The 21,338-nt window shown below is 37.7% G+C and carries 12 protein-coding genes and 2 pseudogenes; 11 read left to right on the top strand and 3 right to left on the bottom strand.

From position 1 onward, the window contains the following. Positions 1-102 precede the first annotated feature (102 nt). The 3 genes from rarD to AB3X49_RS05180 all read left to right on the top strand — a co-directional run bounded on the left by rarD (position 103) and on the right by AB3X49_RS05180 (position 3,506). Positions 103-1,044 carry an EamA family transporter RarD gene (gene rarD, locus AB3X49_RS05190; RefSeq protein ID WP_002014350.1) on the top strand — a complete coding sequence of 314 codons (942 nt, stop codon included), beginning with the start codon at positions 103-105 and terminating at the stop codon, positions 1,042-1,044. A gap of 80 nt (positions 1,045-1,124) precedes the next feature. Further along, positions 1,125-1,550 (top strand): divergent PAP2 family protein, encoded by a 426-nt coding sequence (locus AB3X49_RS05185; RefSeq protein WP_000447809.1) that lies wholly within the window; start codon positions 1,125-1,127, stop codon positions 1,548-1,550. 102 nt (positions 1,551-1,652) lie between these two features. Then, complete coding sequence (locus AB3X49_RS05180; protein WP_367960804.1) at positions 1,653-3,506, top strand: terpene cyclase/mutase family protein; 1,854 nt, start codon at positions 1,653-1,655, stop codon at positions 3,504-3,506. A gap of 79 nt (positions 3,507-3,585) precedes the next feature. On the opposite strand, the gene AB3X49_RS05175 is transcribed toward AB3X49_RS05180, so the two are convergent. Continuing rightward, positions 3,586-3,735 (bottom strand): YfhD family protein, encoded by a 150-nt coding sequence (locus AB3X49_RS05175; RefSeq protein WP_002066466.1) that lies wholly within the window; start codon positions 3,733-3,735, stop codon positions 3,586-3,588. Positions 3,736-3,868: 133 nt separating this feature from the next. Between AB3X49_RS05175 and fabG the strand changes: the two genes are divergently transcribed. Next, positions 3,869-4,609: a 3-oxoacyl-ACP reductase FabG gene (gene fabG, locus AB3X49_RS05170; RefSeq protein WP_367960798.1), complete on the top strand. Its 741-nt coding sequence runs from the start codon at positions 3,869-3,871 to the stop codon at positions 4,607-4,609. A 50-nt stretch (positions 4,610-4,659) separates the two neighbouring features. On the opposite strand, the gene dhaS is transcribed toward fabG, so the two are convergent. After that, positions 4,660-6,144 carry an aldehyde dehydrogenase DhaS gene (gene dhaS, locus AB3X49_RS05165; RefSeq protein ID WP_002087742.1) on the bottom strand — a complete coding sequence of 495 codons (1,485 nt, stop codon included), beginning with the start codon at positions 6,142-6,144 and terminating at the stop codon, positions 4,660-4,662. Positions 6,145-6,416: 272 nt separating this feature from the next. On the opposite strand from dhaS, the gene AB3X49_RS05160 reads away from it, so the two are divergent. The 6 genes and pseudogenes from AB3X49_RS05160 to AB3X49_RS05135 all read left to right on the top strand — a co-directional run bounded on the left by AB3X49_RS05160 (position 6,417) and on the right by AB3X49_RS05135 (position 12,902). Beyond that, the gene (locus AB3X49_RS05160; RefSeq protein ID WP_002014357.1) at positions 6,417-6,695 is read left to right on the top strand and encodes a YhdT family protein; all 279 of its coding nucleotides are present in this window, start codon (positions 6,417-6,419) and stop codon (positions 6,693-6,695) included. 3 nt (positions 6,696-6,698) lie between these two features. After that, entirely contained in the window at positions 6,699-8,132 is a 1,434-nt protein-coding gene (gene panF, locus AB3X49_RS05155) for a sodium/pantothenate symporter (protein WP_367960795.1), read from the top strand. A gap of 134 nt (positions 8,133-8,266) precedes the next feature. Continuing rightward, positions 8,267-9,199: a nucleoside hydrolase gene (locus AB3X49_RS05150; protein WP_367960793.1), complete on the top strand. Its 933-nt coding sequence runs from the start codon at positions 8,267-8,269 to the stop codon at positions 9,197-9,199. A 117-nt stretch (positions 9,200-9,316) separates the two neighbouring features. Beyond that, positions 9,317-10,465 (top strand): serine hydrolase, encoded by a 1,149-nt coding sequence (locus tag AB3X49_RS05145; RefSeq protein WP_367960791.1) that lies wholly within the window; start codon positions 9,317-9,319, stop codon positions 10,463-10,465. Positions 10,466-10,493: 28 nt separating this feature from the next. Continuing rightward, positions 10,494-12,002, top strand: a pseudogene (gene argH / locus AB3X49_RS05140) (argininosuccinate lyase). A 66-nt stretch (positions 12,003-12,068) separates the two neighbouring features. Beyond that, positions 12,069-12,902: a GNAT family N-acetyltransferase gene (locus tag AB3X49_RS05135; RefSeq protein ID WP_367960789.1), complete on the top strand. Its 834-nt coding sequence runs from the start codon at positions 12,069-12,071 to the stop codon at positions 12,900-12,902. A 25-nt stretch (positions 12,903-12,927) separates the two neighbouring features. Here the strand turns inward: AB3X49_RS05135 and AB3X49_RS05130 are convergent, their stop codons facing one another. After that, the gene (locus AB3X49_RS05130) at positions 12,928-13,680 is read right to left on the bottom strand and encodes a (S)-benzoin forming benzil reductase (protein WP_367960787.1); all 753 of its coding nucleotides are present in this window, start codon (positions 13,678-13,680) and stop codon (positions 12,928-12,930) included. Between the two features lie 116 nt (positions 13,681-13,796). Between AB3X49_RS05130 and AB3X49_RS05125 the strand changes: the two are divergent. After that, a pseudogene (locus tag AB3X49_RS05125) lies at positions 13,797-21,257 on the top strand (CLIPPER-2 domain-containing protein). Positions 21,258-21,338 lie beyond the last annotated feature (81 nt).

The raw sequence follows: 21,338 nt of genomic DNA, 5'->3' as shown, positions 1-21,338 counted from the left end.
ATTTGCAAGAGGAATGTCGAAAGAAATGCAGATTGAATATTGGTAAAGTAAGCATGTGAGACTTTATAATGAAGAAAAAAAGAGAAGAGGAGAAAAAGGAAGATGGGGAGTCAAACAGCAGAGCAAAAGCAGGGGATTATATATGCAGCAGGTGCGTATACGATGTGGGGAGTCCTTCCGATTTATTGGAAATGGGTGGAGGAAGTACCGGCAGATGAAATATTAGCGCATCGCATCGTTTGGGCATTTGTTTTTATGTTGTTAGTTTTAGGAGTAACGAAGAGGTTTCGTCAGTTTGGTGGGGAGTTAGTGGCCCTTTTTAAACGACCTAAATTATTAATGTCATTAACAATTGCTTCGGTACTTATTAGTGGAAACTGGTTTGTATACATATGGGCCGTAAATCATAACCATGTAATCGAAGCAAGTCTTGGGTATTATATTAATCCACTTATAAGTATTTTACTTGGTACAGTTGTTTTAAAAGAGAAGCTTAATTTTTGGCAATATGTTGCGGTTGGTTTAGCTGGATTGGGCGTTGTTATTTTAACGATACGTTTCGGATCAATTCCGTGGGTTTCTCTTTCACTTGCTTTTTCATTTGGATTATATGGATTAACGAAAAAATTATTAAATTATGATGCAACAATTGGGCTTACGATGGAAACGATGTTAGTGACGCCATTTGCACTTATATATTTGTTTATGACAGGAGTTCATGGCTTTGGTTCGTTCGGTTCTATTTCGGCAATATCAACGTTTCTTTTAATAGGGGCAGGTATTGTTACAGCGTTACCACTCTTTTATTTTGCTAAAGGAGCACAACTTATTCCGCTCTATATGATAGGATTTTTACAATACATCGCGCCGACTATTAGTTTAATTTTAGGTGTGTTCGTTTTTGGTGAACATTTCACATCTACTCATATGATTGCGTTTTTCTGTATATGGATTGCTTTATTTGTCTTTTCAATGGCGAAAACAAAGTTTCTACTACAGAAGCAACCAAAATTTATTAAAAATAAATCAGCAAAAGTATCATAATGCGTAGTATTTTCTACGCATTTTTCTTTATACTTATATTATATAGAAATTCCATTATAGTCAGTGAGGAGCTGAAAAACATGGAAACAATTTTACATAATGATCCACTTATAGCAGCTATAATTTCTTGGTTTTTAGCACAGTTAACGAAAGTCGTTTTTAAATTAATAAAAACAGGCGAGTTTGATTTTGCTAAGTTCTTTGCTTCAGGTGGAATGCCAAGTTCGCATGCTTCGACTGTTACTGCACTTGCTACAGGTGTCGGAGTGGTGGAAGGTGTGGAGAGTCCAATATTTGCGGTTGCCGCTATTTTTGCCATTATTGTTATGTACGATGCTTCAGGAGTAAGGCTTGCGGTAAGTAAGCAAGCGAAAATATTGAATGATTTTTTTCATGGTAGACAAACAGAATATAAAAAGTTAAATGAGCTCGTTGGACATACACCGTATCAAGTTGTTGTTGGTGCACTATTAGGAATTGTTGTCGGGGTTGGGTATTGTTTGTAAGCAGAATGTGTGTAATACACGTTCTGCTTTTCTTTGTTTTCATACATATTTAGATGAGTTTTCGAATATCGTATACGGACTTAGAAAGGGTGGGTGAGCGGTGTGCTACTATATGACAAAGTGCATGAGGAGATAGAGCGGAGAACGACTGCACTTCAAACGATGCAAAGGCAAGACGGAGCGTGGCAATTTTGTTTTGAAGGAGCTTTGCTAACGGATTGTCACATGATTTTTTTACTCAAATTATTAGGGCGAAATGACGAAATAGAACCATTTGTGAAAAGGTTAGCATCTCTTCAAACAAATGAAGGGACTTGGAAATTATACGAAGATGAAAAGGGAGGGAATTTATCCGCGACGATTCAAGCATATGCTGCTTTACTTGCTACGGAAAAATATTCGAAAGAAGATATGAATATGAGGCGAGCTGAAATGTTTATTAAGGAACACGGGGGAGTTTCTCGTGCTCATTTTATGACGAAATTTTTATTAGCGATTCATGGAGAATATGAATTTCCTGCGCTTTTTCACTTTCCAACGCCAATCTTATTTTTACAAGATGACTCCCCCCTCAGTATATTTGGGCTAAGCAGCTCAGCGCGTATACATTTAATTCCGATGATGATTTGTATGAATAAGAGATTCCGTGTAGAGAAAAAGTTATTGCCAAATTTAAATCATATTGCAGGCGGGGGTGGGCAATGGTTTCGAGAGGAGCGGTCTCCGCTGTTTCAATCGTTGTTAGGTGATGTGAAAAAGGTAATATCTTATCCATTATCGTTACATCATAAAGGATACGAAGAAGTAGAGCGCTTTATGAAGGAGCGTATAGATGAAAATGGAACATTATATAGTTACGCCAGTGCTACGTTTTATATGATTTATGCTTTGCTTGCATTAGGGCACTCTATTCAGTCTCCAATTATTGAGAAAGCTGTGACAGGATTAAAATCTTATATATGGAAGATGGACAGAGGAAGTCATTTGCAAAATTCTCCTTCTACCGTATGGGATACCGCTTTACTTAGCTATTCATTGCAAGAAGCTAAAGTTACAAATGAAAATAAGATGATTCAAAGGGCGACGGAGTATTTATTGCAAAAACAACAAACTAAAAAGGTAGATTGGAGCGTACATGCATCATCACTTGTAGCTGGCGGTTGGGGATTTTCAGATGTTAATACGACGATCCCTGATATAGACGATACTACAGCTGCCCTTAGAGCGTTAGCGCGAAGTAGAGGGAATGATAGAGTAGATGATGCGTGGGGAAGAGGTGTGGAATGGGTAAAAGGATTGCAAAACAATGATGGAGGCTGGGGAGCTTTTGAACGAGGGGTAACGAGCAAGTTACTATCGAATTTGCCGATTGAAAATGCGAGTGATATGATAACCGATCCGTCCACACCAGATATTACAGGTAGGGTGTTAGAATTATTCGGAACGTATGCACCGAATGAATTGCTTGAAGAGCAAAAAAAGAAAGCTATCAAATGGTTAATGGATGTACAGGAACAGAATGGATCATGGTATGGAAAATGGGGGATATGTTATATATATGGGACATGGGCAACGATGACAGGCTTACGTGCATTAGGAGTGCCTTCTACTCATCCGTCGTTGAAAAAAGCAGCTTCATGGCTCGAACATTTGCAGCATGAAGACGGAGGGTGGGGAGAATCCTGTCAAAGTAGTGTAGAGAAAAAATTTATTTCTTTACCCTTTAGTACGCCGTCACAAACAGCGTGGGCACTTGATGCACTCATTTCTTACTACGATCAAGAAACACCGATTATTCGAAAAGGAATTTCATATTTGCTCGCGCAGTCTACTATGAATGAAAAATATCCTACTGGTACAGGGTTACCGGGGGGCTTTTATATTCGCTATCATAGTTATGGACATATATATCCGTTACTTGCTTTAGCGCACTACGTAAAGAAATATAGAAAATAAACCGAGAGGAGAGATACTCTCGGTTTATTTTGATGGGTAGTAGGTCCCTGTTGAAAAGAATAAGGAACGTTGCAGTTCCTTATTTTTCTGTTGATTGGCGTTTTTGACGTGCATCAGCGGCATTTGCACGTGCGTTTGCTTCTAAGTCATTGTGGTCAGCGAGTTCGCGAGCGAACTCAACATCAATGCCATCGGCAGCTTTGTTTCGATTTACATTCTTTTTTTTCATTCGACACAATCTCCTTGTGTTTTATGCGGCGTTGCAAAGTTAGTTTGACACAAATAGACTTTTTTATACAAAGAGGATTTGGAAAGCATAGAGCCGAAATATACAATATAACTAATAGAAATGGGGGATAGAGATGGAATTGTTGAATGGGAAAACAGCTGTTGTAACGGGTGCTGCACAGGGAATTGGAAAAGAAATCGCACGAGTTTTTGCAAAACTAGGGGCCAAAGTATTAATTAGTGATGTAAATGAAGAGAAGCTACAAGAAACGATACGTGAATTATCAGATGAAGGGTATGATGTGAGTTTATATCGATGTGATGTGAGTAATCAAAATGAAGCGAAGTCGTTAATTGAATATGCGGTGCAAAAATTTGGTACATTACATATTTTAGTGAATAACGCTGGGATTACAAAAGATGCAATGTTACATAAGATGGAGAAGTCTGCTTGGGAACAAGTATTACAAGTGAACTTAACTGGCGTTTTTTATTGTATGCAGCCAGCGCTTCTTTATATGAGACAACAACAGTATGGACGGATTATTAATATTTCTTCTATTAGTAGGGAAGGAAATATTGGACAAGCAAATTATGCGGCTACAAAAGCAGGGGTTGTAGGCTTAACAAAAACAGCAGCGAAAGAGGTTGGAAGTTTTGGTATTACGTGTAATGCGATTTGTCCAGGGTTTATGGATACTGATATGACAAAAACAATACCGGATAAAGTAAAAGAGAAAATGGTTGGAGCGATTCCAGTTGGAAGAATCGGAACGCCGGAAGATATTGCAAACGCAGCTGCCTTTTTAGCATCAGAGTATGCGTCTTACATTACAGGAGAGGTATTAAATGTGAGCGGTGGGTTGCAAGTGTAAATGAATACATAATGAAAAGAACCTGACCGAGTAGGTCAGGTTCTTTCTCGTTAATTTAAGTTAATCCAAACGCTCTTCACTTCTGTATAGTTGTTCAGCGCGTAAGATCCCATTTCGCGGCCAAGACCGGATTGTTTAAATCCTCCAAATGGAGATGCTGCATCAAAGACGTTATAACAGTTTACCCATACAGTACCAGCACGTACTTTACTTGCAACATAGTGTGCTGTTTTAACATTTTCTGTCCACACACCAGCCGCTAAGCCGAATTGTGATTTATTTGCACGTTCAATTACTTCATCAATATCGTTAAAAGGTATTGCAGAAATAACTGGACCGAAAATTTCTTCTTTTGCGATCGTCATTTCGTCATTTACGTCAGCGAATACTGTAGGAGAAACGAAGTAGCCTTGATCGAATGGATTACTTCCTCCGCAAAGTACTTCAGCGCCTTCTTCAATCCCTTTTTCAATGTAGCTCATTACACGTTTTTGTTGTTCTTCGGAAACGAGAGGACCGATTGTTGTTTCAGGGTTAAGACCGACACCTTGATTTAGTTTTTTAGAATAGAGGACGAGATCAGCCATGACATTATCATACATTTTCTTTGGAATAAATAAGCGTGATCCAGCAGAGCATACTTGTCCTTGGTTAAACATAACACCAGAAAGTGCACCAGGAATCGCGCGAGATAAGTCGGCGTCTGGTAAAATAATGTTCGGTGATTTACCGCCAAGCTCTAAAGTAACACGTTTCAATGATTCAGATGCTTGTCGCATAATTTGTTTACCGACTGGAGTAGAACCAGTAAATGCAATTTTATCAACGAGTGGATGATTAACAAGTGCTTGTCCAGCTGATTCACCGAATCCAGGAACGATATTAATAACACCTTTCGGGAATCCAGCTTCTTCAATTAATTCAGCTAAGTATAGAGCGGATAGTGGAGTTTGTTCTGCAGGTTTTAAAACGATTGTACATCCTGTAGCAAGCGCAGCTCCCATTTTCCACATTGCCATAAGAAGTGGGAAGTTCCAAGGGATAATTTGACCGACGACACCAACAGCCTCATGGCGTGTATAGTTAAAGTAATCACCGGAAACAGGAATTGTTTGACCAACAATTTTCGTCGCCCAGCCAGCATAATAGCGCATATGCTCAATTGCAAGTGGGATGTCTGCCGCCATTGTTTCACGGATTGGCTTTCCGTTATCTAACGTTTCGAGCTGTGCGAGCTCTTCTTTATGCTCTTCCATTAAATCAGCGAGCTTGTACATAAGACGGCTGCGTTCAGCAGTGCTCATGCGTGACCAAGGACCTTCATCGAAAGCCATTCGAGCAGCTACCACAGCTTTATGAATGTCTTCGCGACCAGCTTCAGCAACGATAGCGAGTGTTTCACCAGTTGCTGGGTTAGGAGTTTTAAATGTTTTTCCGGAAGCGCTTTCAATGAACGCTCCGTTCACATATAGTTTCTTTGTGCCTTGAAGAAATTTCTCTACCTTTTCATGAAGATTTACAGCTAGTTGACTCATTGTATAACCCCCTTGAAAATATAATTTAAACGCAGTACGAGACGGCGTTTATTCCGAAATCAAGGATGTGGGAACTAGATGAAAAGCCTCTACTTAAAATCATAAATAAAAAATGCTGAAAATTCAAATTTCATTTTCGTTACAATTGTAAAAAATATGTAATGAAACATTGTATTCTATATAATTACAAAAAATCCTGCGCGTTTTTGTTTTCTAGTAGGAAAAACTAGAAAAACAGTGGTACAATTATACATCGTGAGAGGAGGGGGAAAATGAAGAATTATCATGATGATCCGCGCTTTCGAGTTGCCCATAGAGAAGCGTTAATTGGTCTTGGATTAGCTATTATTAATTTTATAATATGGTATGGATTTGCTTATGGGCTTGGAAGTAAGGATCCGAGTGAATATACATATGTATTAGGTTTTCCAGCATGGTTTTTTTATAGCTGTATCGTTGGATTTATCGTAATGGTTATTTTGCTTATTTTAGTTGTTCGTTTTTTATTTCAAGATATTTCACTCGATGAGGAAGAAAAAAGTGAGGAATGATAGATGAATTGGTATGTAATAATCCCAATGATAATTTCTTTTATCGTTGTGTTTTTAATTGGTGTATATGCATCAAGACGTGTACAAGCAACCGCTAATAATAAATTTTTACAAGAATATTTTCTTGGTGGGCGTGAACTTGGTGGCTTATTATTAGCTATGACGATGATTGCTACGTACGGTAGTGCAAGTAGCTTTATCGGCGGGCCTGGTATTGCTTACAATATGGGTCTTGGATGGGTGCTGTTATCAGCGATTCAAGTTGTAACAGGATATATCGTTTTAACGGTTATTGGTAAAAAGTTTGCTATTATCGCTAGAAAGATGGAAGCAATTACGCTTATTGATTATTTAAAGGGCAGATACAATAATAAAGCGGTAGTTGTTCTTTCTGCGTTATGTATTATAATCTTTTTGTTCTCAGCAACAGTAGCCCAGTGGGTTGGCGGAGGACGATTAATTGAGTCGCTAACAGGACTTTCCTACACAACGGCACTATTTTTATTTACATTTTCTGTACTTGTGTATGTGTTAATTGGTGGATTTCGTGCAGTTGCTTTATCAGATACGTTATTAGGAATCATTATGTTAGTCGGAACAACAATCATTTTAATTGCTACTGTCATTGCTGGTGGCGGAGTTGAAAAGATTATGCAGGAACTTATTCAAATTAATCCGAATTTAATAACACCGTTCGGAGCGGATGGAAGTTTAACGAAATCATATGTCACATCATTTTGGATTTTAATTGGGATTGGTGTCGTTGGATTACCGCAAATTAGTGTGCGTGCTATGTCTTATAAAAATTCAAAAGCTATGCACCAAGCATTAATCATTGGAACGGTTGTCGTCGGTACGATTATGATTGGTATGCATTTAACAGGTGTGTTTGCAAGAGTAGTCCTTCCAGGCATAACGGTACCAGATAAAGTAATGCCGCTACTCGCGATGGAAGTGTTGCCACCTTGGTTAGCTGGAGTTTTCTTAGCTGCACCAATGGCAGCGATAATGTCTACTGTGAACTCATTATTATTACTTGTAAGTTCGTCAATTATTAAAGATATATATGTGAACTACATAAATAAAGATGCCGCGGATAGTACGATAAAGAAAGGCAGCCTATTGATTACTGGTATCGTAGGATTACTCGTATATGCTGCCGCTATTAAGCCACCAGACTTTTTAATTTGGTTAAATTTATTTTCTTTCGGTGGTTTAGAAGCAGCGTTCATTTGGCCGATTGTGTTAGGTTTATATTGGAAAAAAGGAAATGCAACTGGAGCTCTCGCATCTATTTTAGTTGGAGTAGGTTCCTATATGTTTATTCACCTTTTCTACCCTAATCCATTTGGTATACATACAGTTGTTTTCCCGATTTGCTTTGCATTTATCTCTTATATAATTGGTAGTATGGTTACGATGAAAAAAGTAGCATAAAAATATAGAAAAACGTAGGAACTTCTAATATGAAGTTCCTACGTTTTTTGTTTATACAAAATTTATCTTTTTCATTCTGTATTCCGTCATGTATTCATAAAGTAATAACAATTGATGGGATGGAGTTGAGGTCTATGAAAAAAATATTATTTTTAGGAGACCCAGGAATTGATGACTCTTTAGCAATTATGTATGGATTATTGCATCCTGATATTGATATTGTTGGAGTAGTAACAGGATATGGGAATGTAACGCAGGAAAAGGCGACGAGTAATGCGGCGTATTTATTGCAAATGGCGGGCCGGGAAGATATACCTGTTATTAATGGAGCGAAAATTCCTTTATCTGGGGAGTTTGTAACATATTATCCGGAAATTCATGGGGTAGACGGTTTGGGACCTATTAAGCCTCCTAAAACTTTTTCTCCCAATATTAAACCTTTTTGTGCATTTTTCGATATCATTGCAAAATATAAAGGAGAACTAATCATTGTTGATGCCGGCAGATCAACAACATTAGCGACGGCATTTATTTTAGAAAAACCAATGATGAAGTATGTGAAAGAATATTATATAATGGGCGGAGCTTTTTTAATGCCCGGAAATGTTACACCAGTCGCGGAAGCCAATTTTCATGGTGACCCAATTGCATCACAATTAGTTATGCAAAATGCAAAAAATGTGACATTAATACCGCTTAACGTTACATCAGAAGCGATTATTACACCGGAGATGGTGAAATACATTACGAAACATTCTAAAACGAATTTCAAGAAATTAATAGAACCGATTTTCGATTATTATTATAAAGCTTATAAAAATCTGAATCCTAAAATAACAGGGAGCCCAGTGCATGATGTAGTAACGATGATGGTAGCGGCAAATCCATCTCTTTTAGATTACGTGTATCGTCGTGTTGATGTAGATATGGTTGGAGTTGCGAAAGGGGAAAGTATCGCTGATTTTCGCCCGCAACCTGAAGCAAAAGCGTTGAAAAATTGGGTTAAAATTGGCTGGTCTTTACATTATAAAAAGTTTCTAGAGGATTTTGTGAAAATTATGACGTAGACATAATAGTAGCATACAAGTTAAAATAATGGAGATGATTGTTTAAATAATCATCTCCATTATTTTGTTTTTAAGAGATAAATAGAGAAGAGTTACACAATAGGAGAGGAATTTTACTTGAAAAAAACTATAGTATGCGCAGTGATTGTGGGTATTTTTGTTTTGCTGATATCAGGTAACTTTTTAGTGAAAAAAGTGTGGAGTTCAAATAATGATGATGCGCAGTACATAGCATCCTTTATTGAAGAACATAAAGATGAAAAGAATAGTGCACTTTTAATAAAAAGAAATGATAAAGTCGTGTATTCTGTAAATCCGGATGTTGTATTGCCAGTTGCTAGTACGATGAAGTTAATTGTGGCGCTTGAATATACGAAACAAGTTACAGAGGGGAAAATCGATCCGTCTAGTTTCGTTTCAATTAATGATGTGAATCGTTATTATGTGCCGGGTACAGATGGTGGTGCACAAGATAGATGGCAAAATTATTTGCAAAAAAAAGAAAAGATAACTGAAGGAGCGGTTTCTTTAGAAGAAGTTACAAAAGGAATGGTTAAGTTTAGTTCTAATGCAAATACTGAATATTTAATGGAGGTATTAGGATTAGACAATATTAATCGGAATTTACAAAGTTTAGCACTTCCTGCACATCAACCGCTATTTCCGATTGTTTCATCTTTATACATTCCGGGATATTTGCATAAAGAATTACATGTTCCAAAATATAAAATAGAGAAAAAGTTAAAAGAAATGTCTCAAGAGCAATATCGTGAATATGCTATGATTATTCATGAACGCTTAAAAAAGAAGGGACCATTATTACAGAAGGAAATTCCTCTGTATTTAGAGGAACGTTACGACAAAATTTGGTCGGATAGATTGCCGGCTGCTTCCGCTAACGATTATATGGTACTGCTTCAAAAGGCAAATCATCAAGGTGGTCTTACAGAAGCGGAAGAAAAAGTGTGGGCGAATATCGTTGAAACAGATATGAGCGCAAAGAAATATCGTAAAACATTCAGGCATGCTGGACAAAAGAATGGTTATACACCATGGACGGTAACAAAAGCAGTTTATGCAATGGATAAACGCGGAAACTGTACAGAAATTGTTTTCTTGGCAAATAATTTAAATGAGGATGACAGTGCTGAAATACGTAAACATTTAGCAAATCTACACTTTCAAGTGTTGCAAAGTGATAAGTATGATGCGACTTTTATTTTTATGTACAAACACTTTTTCACCATCCTTGGGTATGATGGGTAGTAACACTTAGGCGAAAGGGGAAAAGGTGATGAAACAGAGTAAAGAAGAGTTTATTAAGAATGAAGGCGCTGATTTCCCTGGGAAAACATATGTAGATTGTGTATTACAGCACGTATTTAATTTTTAGCGTAATTATTTATTAAAAGATATGTTTCAAGTGCATAGGGCACATATTACTATGTTAACTGAAGAGAAGTTAATGAAAAGAGAAGAAGCGAAAGTTATATTAATCGCACTTAAAAAAGTAGAGGGGATTCCAAAGGAGAAGTTGCTATATACAGAGCAACATGAAGATCTTTTTTTCTTAGTTGAACATTTGCTTTCTCAAGAAGCAAAGTGTGAATTTGTAAGTAATATGCATATCGGTAGAAGTAGAAATGATATGGGTGTAACGATGTATCGCATGAGTTTACGGCAATTTGTATTGCGGTTAATGGAACATCATTTATTGCTGCAAGAAAGTATGCTGGAGCTCGCCGGTGAACATATGGAAACAATTATGCCCGCGTATACACATACACAACCGGCGCAGCCGACAACATTTGGTCATTATATTTTGGCAATTTATGATACGATGCAACGAGATTTAGAAAGAATGAAAAAAGCGTATCATCTTTTAAATCATTCTCCAATGGGGGCAGCTGCCCTTTCTACAACAAGCTTCCCAATTAAGAGAAAACGAGTGGCACAGTTACTTGGGTTTACAAATGTAATTGAGAACTCATATGATGCTGTTGCTGGAGCAGATTATTTATTAGAAGTTAGCTCGTTACTAATGGTTATTATGACGAATACGAGTAGATGGATTCATGATTTTTTACTATTAGCGACGAAAGAATATGATGGGATTACTGTAGCGAAGCCATATGTGCAAATAAGTAGTATTATGCCGCAAAAACGAAATCCTGTTTCAATAGAACATGCCCGTGCTATTACGAGTAGTGCTTTAGGGGAAGCGTTTACTGTATTTCAAATGATTCATAATACACCATTTGGCGATATTGTCGATACGGAGGATGACTTGCAGCCGTATTTATATAAAGGAATCGAAAAGGCGATTCGTGTTTTTTGTATGATGAACGCAGTTATTCGAACGATGAAAGTAGAAGAGGAAACGTTAAAAAGTCGTTCATATAAACACGCGATTACGATTACAGATTTCGCAGATGTTTTAACAAAAAACTATGAAATACCATTTCGGCATGCACATCATGCAGCAAGTGCGATTGCGAATATGTCATTGGAGCAGAAAAAGGAGTTACATGAATTAAATTTCAAAGACATAAATGTATACTTACAAGAAAATTTGAAAGTAAATTTATTAGAAGAAGAGTGGAAAGAAATTATATCACCAGAAGCTTTTATTCAAAAAAGAAATGTATATGGTGGACCGAGTAAAAAAGAGATGGAGCGTATGATTAAAAATCGAAAAGAGTCATTTCAAAAAGAAGAAGAGGTATTTGAAAAGGAAAAACAAAGAATTTTACAAGCTGAAAATGATTTGAATACGTTAGCTTCGAACATTATTGAATCGTAAAAGAAGGATTTGATGAATTAATCGCCAATACTTAATTTAAATATAAATCGAGGGAAGAGATTGTCGATGATTCAATTACATGTATATGAAGAGATTCTTAATTTTACAGAAGAGGTTACACCATTTTTAGAGAAGAATGAGCAGGAAAATAATCTCATATTAGGTGTATTACAAATGGTCCAAGAACCGATATTTATAGGAGTAGCAAAACAAGAGGAAGAAATTGCAGCTGTATTTCTTCAAACAGAAGAAAAGAAACAAATAATTGTTGCTACGTCTGAGATTTCGGCAGTAGCTATTAAGGAACTTGCAAAAGAGTTAACGAAAGTATATCCACATATTCCTGGATTGATTGGTAATAAAAAAATCGTACAGAAATTAGCGGAAGAGATTGCAGTGTTAGAGAATAAGAAAACTAATGTTGCAATGGAGCAAGGTATATATGAATTAAAACAAGTAAAGAAAAAGTGGAACGGAGATGGAATCTTTCGAGAAGTAAGTAGTGATGAGCTAACATTAATAGAGCAGTGGATATATCAATTTTGCGAAGATGTGAAGCTTCCTACTACGAAAGAAGAAGCGAAACAAACTGCTCATATATTAATTACTAATCATCGTCTATTTGGTTTAGAAGTAGACGGGAAGATTGTTTCTGTAGCTGCAAAAACGAGACCGACTACAAACAATATAACAGTTAATTTCGTATATACACCGAAAGAAGCTCGGAAAAAAGGGTACGCATCTAGTTGTGTCGCTGCACTTAGTCAACGTATGTTAGATGAAGGCTACAAAACAACGACATTATATACGGACCTGGCAAATCCAACATCAAATAAAATTTATCAAGAGATTGGTTATGAGAAGATGATGGAGTCTGTACTTATATTTATTGAAAGGTAAAAAGGCACGCTATGAGCGTGCTTTTTTACCTTTCATCAATTCGAATAACCTCACCTTGCGGGAAGTCCTCCGTTTCTAGTAAGTTACGAATAGCTTTCGCAACATATTCAGGTGATAATAGCTTTCCTTCTTCTTTTAATGAGATGAAGCGGTCTAAATTTGTGAAGTCTTCTTTATTTGTTTCACGAATTTGTGTTTGCATATTTGTATCAACAACACCTGGTGCAAAAGAAACGATTTTTACAGGGTATTCTTTTTCTACTTCTTCAGTAGCTACGCACTGCGTAAACATATTTACACCGGCTTTCGTTGTACAATAAGCGCCCCATCCAAAATAAGGGTTTTTCCCTGCTCCAGACGAAATATTTATAACTCGTTTATCTATTTTCCAGTTTTTCGTATGTTTCATGAAAGTAGATGTAAGAATCATAGGTGCAAGTAAATTAATGTGAACGTTCGTAATGAATTGTTCGCTTTCTGCTTTTTCAATTGGCATCATTGGTGCGACTGTGCCTGCATTATTAATTAAATGAATAGATGAAACTTTGTCTTCTTCTATAGATGAAACGACTTCGCTAAAACGAGTTTCTAAATTATGTACATCTTGAAGATCTACGGAATGGAAAATACAAGTACTGTTTTTTTGCTCTGCGAGTTTAGTAAGCTCTTTATTTTCTCTTCTAGAAATAGAGATGATGGTTGTGTTTTCTTCTAACAATTGTGCGGCGATTGCCTCACCTAAACCTTGTGAAGTTCCTGTTACGATAACGTAGCGCATAGTTTTATAAACTCCTCTCGTATGTGCGGAATTTTTTTGGACAACGTACACTCTATAGTTTGTCTACATTTTATAGTATAGAGCACTTTTTACTATAAATGAAATGAGATGATTACGTGCCTTTTTTGAATCGCTTTACAACAACAGTAACTGGTGCCGTCACGTTCACTGGGAATATAGTCCTACATCGCCTGCGCCAGGTAATATTTTTGGTACACTTGCTGTATTTACGACAGTAAATACGTCGTTATAAGTACCAGGATTCCCAGCAGGAACAACGGATGACTGGCAATTGAATTCTTCAAGTGCAATTTTAAACCTTCCGGCAGGGAGTAGTATTTTGTATGCAGAGTTGGTTTGGGCTGGTACTTTCCGGACTGATACGGAAGATGTATTACCATTTTTAAATGATAATATTACATTTACAACACCAGCAGGAATATTTTCAGTTACGCCAGACCCTGCTACCGCGCAGCAAGGTTCGGTAGGAAACCAGTTTTATTATGCTCGCTCTGCTAATGTAACGAATCTTGTAAGTGCAGGTGGGGCAGGCACATATACAACAGGTGCCGTGCCAGCTGCAAGAACTTCAGCTGATCCAACAATCAGTCGTTCAGCTGGCTGGACGCTTGAGGTAGTTTATCAAAATGCAAGTTTACCACTTCGGAATTTGTCAGTATATGCAGGTCAAGAAATTATCGATGCTTCATCCCCGCCAGTTGATGCTACTATTTCAGGATTTGCTACTCCAGCAACAGGAGCTGTTACAGGAAGAGTGCTCGTAACTGCTCAAGAAGGTGATTCTAACATTGTTGGAGATCAGCTTCGTTTTGGACCGAATGCAAATGCTACAGTCGCATTATTCGGACCGAGAAACCCCGCGAATAATTTCTTTCAATCACAAATTTGTAATGATAGTGGCAATCTAGATACGAGCGGCACATTTGGAGATTTGAATCAGCCGTTAGGAATCGCTTTAGCGGTCCGAAGACAAGGGTGGGATATTACGAATGTAGACGCCTCATCTTCTTTAGTAAACAATCAGACGTCAGCAACTGTTCGCTTTGTCACAAATGGAGATGGATACGCTGCAGCTGGTTTTGGTGTTCAAATTGATGCGACAGGTCCAATCATTAATCCTGTTAAATCGGTTAATAGAACAGTTGCAGGGGTAGGGGATACTCTCACCTATACGATTACGGTCCCGAACACAGGAACAGGAAGTGCAGAAAACGTTGTATTACAAGATAGTATTCCGAACGGAACGACATTTGTAGCAGGTAGTGTAACGGTAGGTGGAGTAACACAACCGAGTGCGAATCCAGCGAATGGAATTAATTTAGGTACAATCCCAAATAACACGCAAAGAATTGTTACATTTCAAGTTCGAATAACATCGTTCCCGAACCCAAACCCTATTCTAAATCGTGCAATGGTGTCATATCAATTCTGTCCTTTTGTCGGTAGTCCCCCTATTACAAGTACGTCTTCTTCAAATACAGTACAAACGACAGTGAATCAAGCAACTATAAGTATGCAAAAATCTGTAGACCTACAGACGGCAACGCTTAATGACGTATTAACGTACACAGTTAATGTCACGAATAATGGGAATGTTGCTGCAAACAATGTTATTTTTGTTGATAGTATCCCTGCAGGAACAACATTTGTCGCAAATAGTGTTACGGTAAATGGAGTAGCACGTCCAGGAGCGAATCCATCAAGTAGTATTAATCTTGGAAGTATTAATGCTTCACAAACGACTGTAGTGCGCTTTCAAGTTCGAGTAACATCTAATCCTCTTGTAAATCCAATTCCGAACCGTGCAAGTGTAACATTTAACTTTACTCCAGTGCCTGGCCAACAACCAATTTCAGGTCAAGCGACAAGTAATACTGTATTTACTACTATTAATATAGCTGATATAAGAACGAGAAAAACAGTGGATAGAGCTTTTGCGACAGTTAATGACGTTCTTACGTACACCGTTACAATTGAAAATACAGGAAATGTACTTGCGACAAATGTTATTTTTCAAGATCCGATCCCAACTGGAACGACTTTTATTCCAAATAGTGTGACTGTAGATGGGGTTTCACAGCCTGGAGCAAATCCTGCGACTGGGTTTACAGTAGCGAATATATCTCCAGGTGGAAGTAGGACAGTGACTTTTCAAGTACGAGTCACATCTACGCCATCAGGAGGGACGATTGCGAATCGTGGAAATGTATCGGCTAATTTCGTCGTTATTCCGAATCAGCCGCCAGTAACGATTAATAGACAAACGAATACAGTTGTAACACAAGTTAATACAGGTGGTTTAAATGTAATAAAGGAAGTGAATACAACGCAAGCGGCAGTAGGGGACACTTTAACATACACGATTGCCGTCCAAAATACAGGAAACGTTCCGTTAACAAATGTGTTTTTCCAAGACACTATTTCTTCCGCTGTTTCATTTGTTGCAAATACTGTAACGATTAATGGAGTACCGCAAAGTGGATTGAATCCGAATACAGGATTTTCTCTTCCAAATATTCCTGCGGCTCAAACCGTTGTAGTCACATTTGACGTATTAATTGTACAGGATCCAGAAAATGAAGATATTTTAAATCAAGCAAATGTAACAGCAAGTTTTCAAGTGAATCCGAACGAACCGCCAGTAACAATCAATGTTCCTAGTAACATTGTGAATACAACTGTACAATCAGGGAATTTTGAAGTTGTGAAAGCAGTGAATACGGATGTTGCAACGGTAGGGGATGTTTTAGTATATACAATCGAAGTCATAAATGCAGGTAGTGTACCAGCTACAAATGTATTTTTCCAAGATTCAATTCCACAAGGGACATTATTTATTGAAAACAGTGTATTTGTTAATGGTGTTTTACAAGAAGGGGCAGATCCAGAACTTGGATTCCCATTAAATAATTTGCCTACTGGCGCGAGTGTAATTGTTACGTTTGAAGTATTAATTGATGAAATTCCCCAAGGAAATAATGTCGTAAATAATGCGAATGTAACTGGAGATTTCCTTGTAAATCCAACAGAGCCACCGATTACTGTAACAGTACCAAGTAATACTGTTATGACAGTCGTGAATTCTTCAGGGTTAAATGTAATGAAAAGTGTAAGCGCTACTGAAGCAGGTGTAGGAGATACGTTAACGTATACAGTTCTTATACAAAATAGTGGAACAGTAGCAGCAACAAATGTATCATTCCTCGATCCTATTCTTCTGGAACAACGTTTGTAGCAAATAGTATAACAATAAACGGAACACCTCAGCCAGGTTTAAACCCAACGACTGGATTTCCGCTTGCCAATATTCCAGTAGGAGGGATGGTAACAGCTGCTTTTCAGGTGACAATCACGAGTGTACCACCAAATAGAGTTCTTCCGAATAATGCAAATGTGACTGCTGATTTTCAAGTAAGTCCTTTGCAGCCACCAATTACAATTGTAACAATTAGTAATATTGTTGTGACGTGAGTGAATGTAGGATCAATTAATGTAATAAAGAGTGTAAACACACCGCAAGCAGGTGTAGGAGATACGTTAACGTATACGATTCTTATTCAAAATACAGGAACTGTTCCTGCAACAAATATTATTTTTCAAGATCCGATTCCTGTTGGAACTGCGTTTGTAGCGAATAGTGTCACGATAAATGGAGTTGTTCAGCAAGGTGCAGACCCTGTGGTAGGTTTTCCAGTTCCGAATATTCCAGTTGGGCAAACCGTTACAGTTACGTTTCAAGTTATAGTGACGAGTGTCCCGAGTGGTGGAAATATTAGAAACCAATCAAACGTTACTGCAAGTTTTCTTATAAATCCAGCTAATCCTCCAATAACGACTGTTACGAATAGCAATTTCGTCGTGACGCAAGTAAACACAGCACAGTTAAATATACAAAAATCTTCATCTGTACAACAAGCGGCACTTGGAGAAATTTACACGTATTCTGTTGTCATTAGAAATAATGGAACGGTAACAGCAACGAATGTCTCTTTCATTGATCCAATTGCTCCAGAAACAACATTTGTAGCAAATAGTGTAACGATAAATGGAACTCCTCAACCTGGATTTGATCCAAATATAGGTTTTACGCTTCCTAATATAGCTGCTGGCACATCATTGACTGTAACGTTCCAAGTAACAGTAGTTGCGCCATCCACGCGTGGAGCCGTACTAAACACGGCAGCTGCTACAGCCACTTTTTTATTAAATCCTTTACAGCCCCTGTAACAACGACAAATTCAAGTAATACGACAGTAGTTACGATACCGTTACCTCCTCCTGGTGAAGTAACAGCAACCAAAACAGTTGACGTTGCAACTGGAGCGGTTGGGGATGTATTAACGTATACCGTGCTAATTTCAAACGTAGGAATTATACCTGTTACAGATGTGTTCTTCCAAGATGTCATACCAGAAGGAACGACATTTGTAGAAGATAGTGTAACGATAGGTGGGGTGCAGCAACTTGGTTTAAATCCAGAAATAGGATTTACAGTTACTCCATTATTAATTAATGGTGGAAGTATTGAGGTAACGTTCCGAGTGACGATTACAGAAATTCCAGATAATGAAGTCATATTAAATGATGCAGACGTTACATTTACTTCACAACCAAATCCGCAGGAACCATCGATTACGGAAACGATATTAACAAATTTAGTCGTTACGACAATTAATATAGCGTTTATTTTTCCGTTAAAACTAGTAGATAAAGAAGTAGCGACTGTAGGAGAAATTTTAACGTATGATGTATTGATTTTTAATTTTGGAACAGTGCCGGCAACAAATGTTCAATTTCTTGATTCTAGTACGAGTGGTGTAGCATTTGTTCCAGGAAGTGTGAGTATAAACGGAATACCAGAGCCTGGATTAGATCCGTTCATAGGCTTTACAGTTCCAGATATACCTGTAGGTGATTTTGTACTTGTCACATACCAAGAGATGGTAACGAGCATACCTCAAGGTGGAACAGTTGTTAACTTTGTGGATGTTACGGCTACATTTGCTGTAAGTGAAACAGAGCCGCCTATTACTGAAACAACGACAAGTAGCACGACATTAACGAAAATAAATGAATCTGGTTTGAATGTTTTAAAATCAGTAAGTGAGCCGGTTGTTGCAGTAGGAGATACAATCACATATACAACAGTAGTTCAAAATACGGGAACAGTGACAGCGACGAATGTTCAATATAGTGATGTATTACCTTCCTCTATAACATTCATACCGAACAGTGTAACGATAGACGGTGTGTTACAACCTGGATTCAATCCTAATAATGGATTCCCGCTTCCAGATATAAATCCAGGTGAAAGTGTAGAAGTAACCTTCCAAGTAACCGTCGTCAGTGTGCCATCAAACGGAACGATTGCCAATACGGCAAATGTGACTGGAAGCTTTATATTAGTACCAGGAGAACCACCAGTTATAGTAAACCAACCAAGCAATACAACACTCACAACTGTAAATAGAGGACGATTTAATGTTATAAAACAGGTGAACAGGGCTGCGACTCTCGTTGGCGATGTATTAACGTATACAGTGCAAATAACGAATACGGGAACAGTAACAGCTAACAATGTTCAGTTTATTGATACGATTTCAGCAGGAGCGTCATTTGTCCCAAATAGTGTAACGGTAAATGGAACTCCGCAACCTGGTTTGAATCCGATTACTGGGTTTGGAATTGGCGATATACTTGTTGGCAATACGACTATAGTGACGTTCCAAGCAACAGTGACAAATATTCCATCTTCAGGAACAATAACGAATATTGCAAATATAACCGGAAGTTTTACTTTAGTACCAGGAGAACCACCAGTTGTAGTAACAGAGCCGAGTAATACGACAATAACAAGGGTAAATAGAGGGCGATTCAATGTTATAAAAACTGTCAACAAACAGGCGACACGATTAGGAGATACGTTAACGTATAGTGTGCAAGTTACAAATACAGGAACGGTAACAGCGACAAATGTGCAATTTATTGACGTTCCATCACCTAGTTTAGAATTCGTTCCAGGGAGTGTACAGATAAATGGGATTCCGCAAGTAGGTTTAGATCCTTTTGTAGGCTTTTCATTACCGGATCTTGTAGTAGGGGATGGCGTTTTAATAACGTTCGAAGTAACTGTAATCGCAATTCCGCCTTCTAATAGTATTATGAATTCGGCGAGTGTAACTGGTGATTTTGAATTGATTCCAGGAGAACCTCCATTTACGATAACGAATTTAAGTAATACGACAGTAACACCAGTAAATAGAGGCAGTTTAGATATGCTAAAAGAAGTAGATCATCCAATTGTTGGAGTAGGAGAAACGGTAACGTATACTGTTCGTATATTAAATACTGGTACGGCTGATGCGATGAATGTTCAATTTATAGACGTGTTATCTCAGGAAGCTGATTTTGTCCCAAATAGTGTAACGATAAATGGAATACCACAGCCGGGGTTAAATCCACAGATTGGATTTACGATACCAGATATCCCAGTCGGTGAAACGGTGATTGTAACATATGAAGCTACGATTACAAGTTTTCCTGATGGTGGTACGGTAGTGAACGTTTCTGGGGCATTAGCAGAGTATATTTTAGTACCAGGAGAGCCACCAGTTACAGTGATGGACACAAGTAATACAGTTATTGTAACGGTAAATACTGCAATTTTATTTGTTGCAAAAGGAGCGGATTTTGAAGTAGCAATGGTAGGAGATGTTGTCACTTACGGAATTGCTGTTATAAATGATAGTACAGTTCCTGTGACGAATATTATTTTAACAGACATCATTGACCCAAATACGTTATTTATAAATGGCACGGTAACAGTAAATGATGTACCTTTTCCATTTGCCAATCCGAATACTGGTATCCCTTTAGGTAATTTTCAGCCAAATGATGCAGCGATTATTAATTTCCAAGTTGTAATAACAGGAGGGCAAATAAATAATTTAGTTACAAATACAGCTACAGCGAATGGGCTTGCAACTGTAAATCCTAATGAGCCGCCAGTAGTAGTTGAAGGCGATAGTAATACAGTTGTTATCCCGTTTATTCCTCAAAATGTTTCAACAACAGTCGTAAAAACGGCAGATCTTCAATCAGCAACGATAGGCGATGTTATTACGTTTACGACAGTTATTACGAATACGGGGGATACAGCGATACAAAATATTCGTTTTCAAGATATGTTAGATAGTAGTTTTCGATTTGTTCCTGGAAGTGTAACTGTTGATAATACGCCAGTGCCAAATGTAAGCCCAGTATCAGGGTTTCTTATAGGAAGTTTAAATCCAGGTGAAGCACGGACAGTTTCGTTCCAAGTAACAGTTCAGAGTGCACCAAGTGGTTCAGGAAATTATATTAATCAAGCGAGTATTCGCTTCGAACATCAAGTAGGCACAGTATTGCCACCTGTTACACAAATAATAGATAGTAACATAGTTGTCATTCCATTTGTTCCAACGATAGAACAAATTTGTGAAACAAACTTTAATTGTTTAGACAAAATTCCATTTCACTGTTCTCCGTGTAATCAGTTGCGAATAAATAAAAAATAAAAACAAAAAGAGCATCCTGAAAGAATTGAAGTGCACCCCAAATGTTAGACACGAAAATCAACATTTGGAGGTACACTTTTA

This window comes from Bacillus sp. C30 (assembly GCF_040838255.1).
GTDB lineage: Bacteria > Bacillota > Bacilli > Bacillales > Bacillaceae_G > Bacillus_A > Bacillus_A mycoides.
The sequence above is the reverse complement of the archived record's forward strand: the minus strand, read 5'-3'. Positions and strand labels throughout refer to the sequence as shown.

Bases quoted from the DNA above. Each gene is read 5' to 3' on its own strand.
- rarD (WP_002014350.1), top strand. From the start codon at position 103: ATGGGGAGTCAAACAGCAGAGCAAAAGCAGGGGATTATATATGCAGCA.
- AB3X49_RS05185 (WP_000447809.1), top strand. From the start codon at position 1,125: ATGGAAACAATTTTACATAATGATCCACTTATAGCAGCTATAATTTCT.
- AB3X49_RS05175 (WP_002066466.1), bottom strand. From the start codon at position 3,735: ATGAAAAAAAAGAATGTAAATCGAAACAAAGCTGCCGATGGCATTGAT.
- fabG (WP_367960798.1), top strand. From the start codon at position 3,869: ATGGAATTGTTGAATGGGAAAACAGCTGTTGTAACGGGTGCTGCACAG.
- dhaS (WP_002087742.1), bottom strand. From the start codon at position 6,144: ATGAGTCAACTAGCTGTAAATCTTCATGAAAAGGTAGAGAAATTTCTT.
- AB3X49_RS05160 (WP_002014357.1), top strand. From the start codon at position 6,417: ATGAAGAATTATCATGATGATCCGCGCTTTCGAGTTGCCCATAGAGAA.
- panF (WP_367960795.1), top strand. From the start codon at position 6,699: ATGAATTGGTATGTAATAATCCCAATGATAATTTCTTTTATCGTTGTG.
- AB3X49_RS05150 (WP_367960793.1), top strand. From the start codon at position 8,267: ATGAAAAAAATATTATTTTTAGGAGACCCAGGAATTGATGACTCTTTA.
- AB3X49_RS05135 (WP_367960789.1), top strand. From the start codon at position 12,069: ATGATTCAATTACATGTATATGAAGAGATTCTTAATTTTACAGAAGAG.
- AB3X49_RS05130 (WP_367960787.1), bottom strand. From the start codon at position 13,680: ATGCGCTACGTTATCGTAACAGGAACTTCACAAGGTTTAGGTGAGGCA.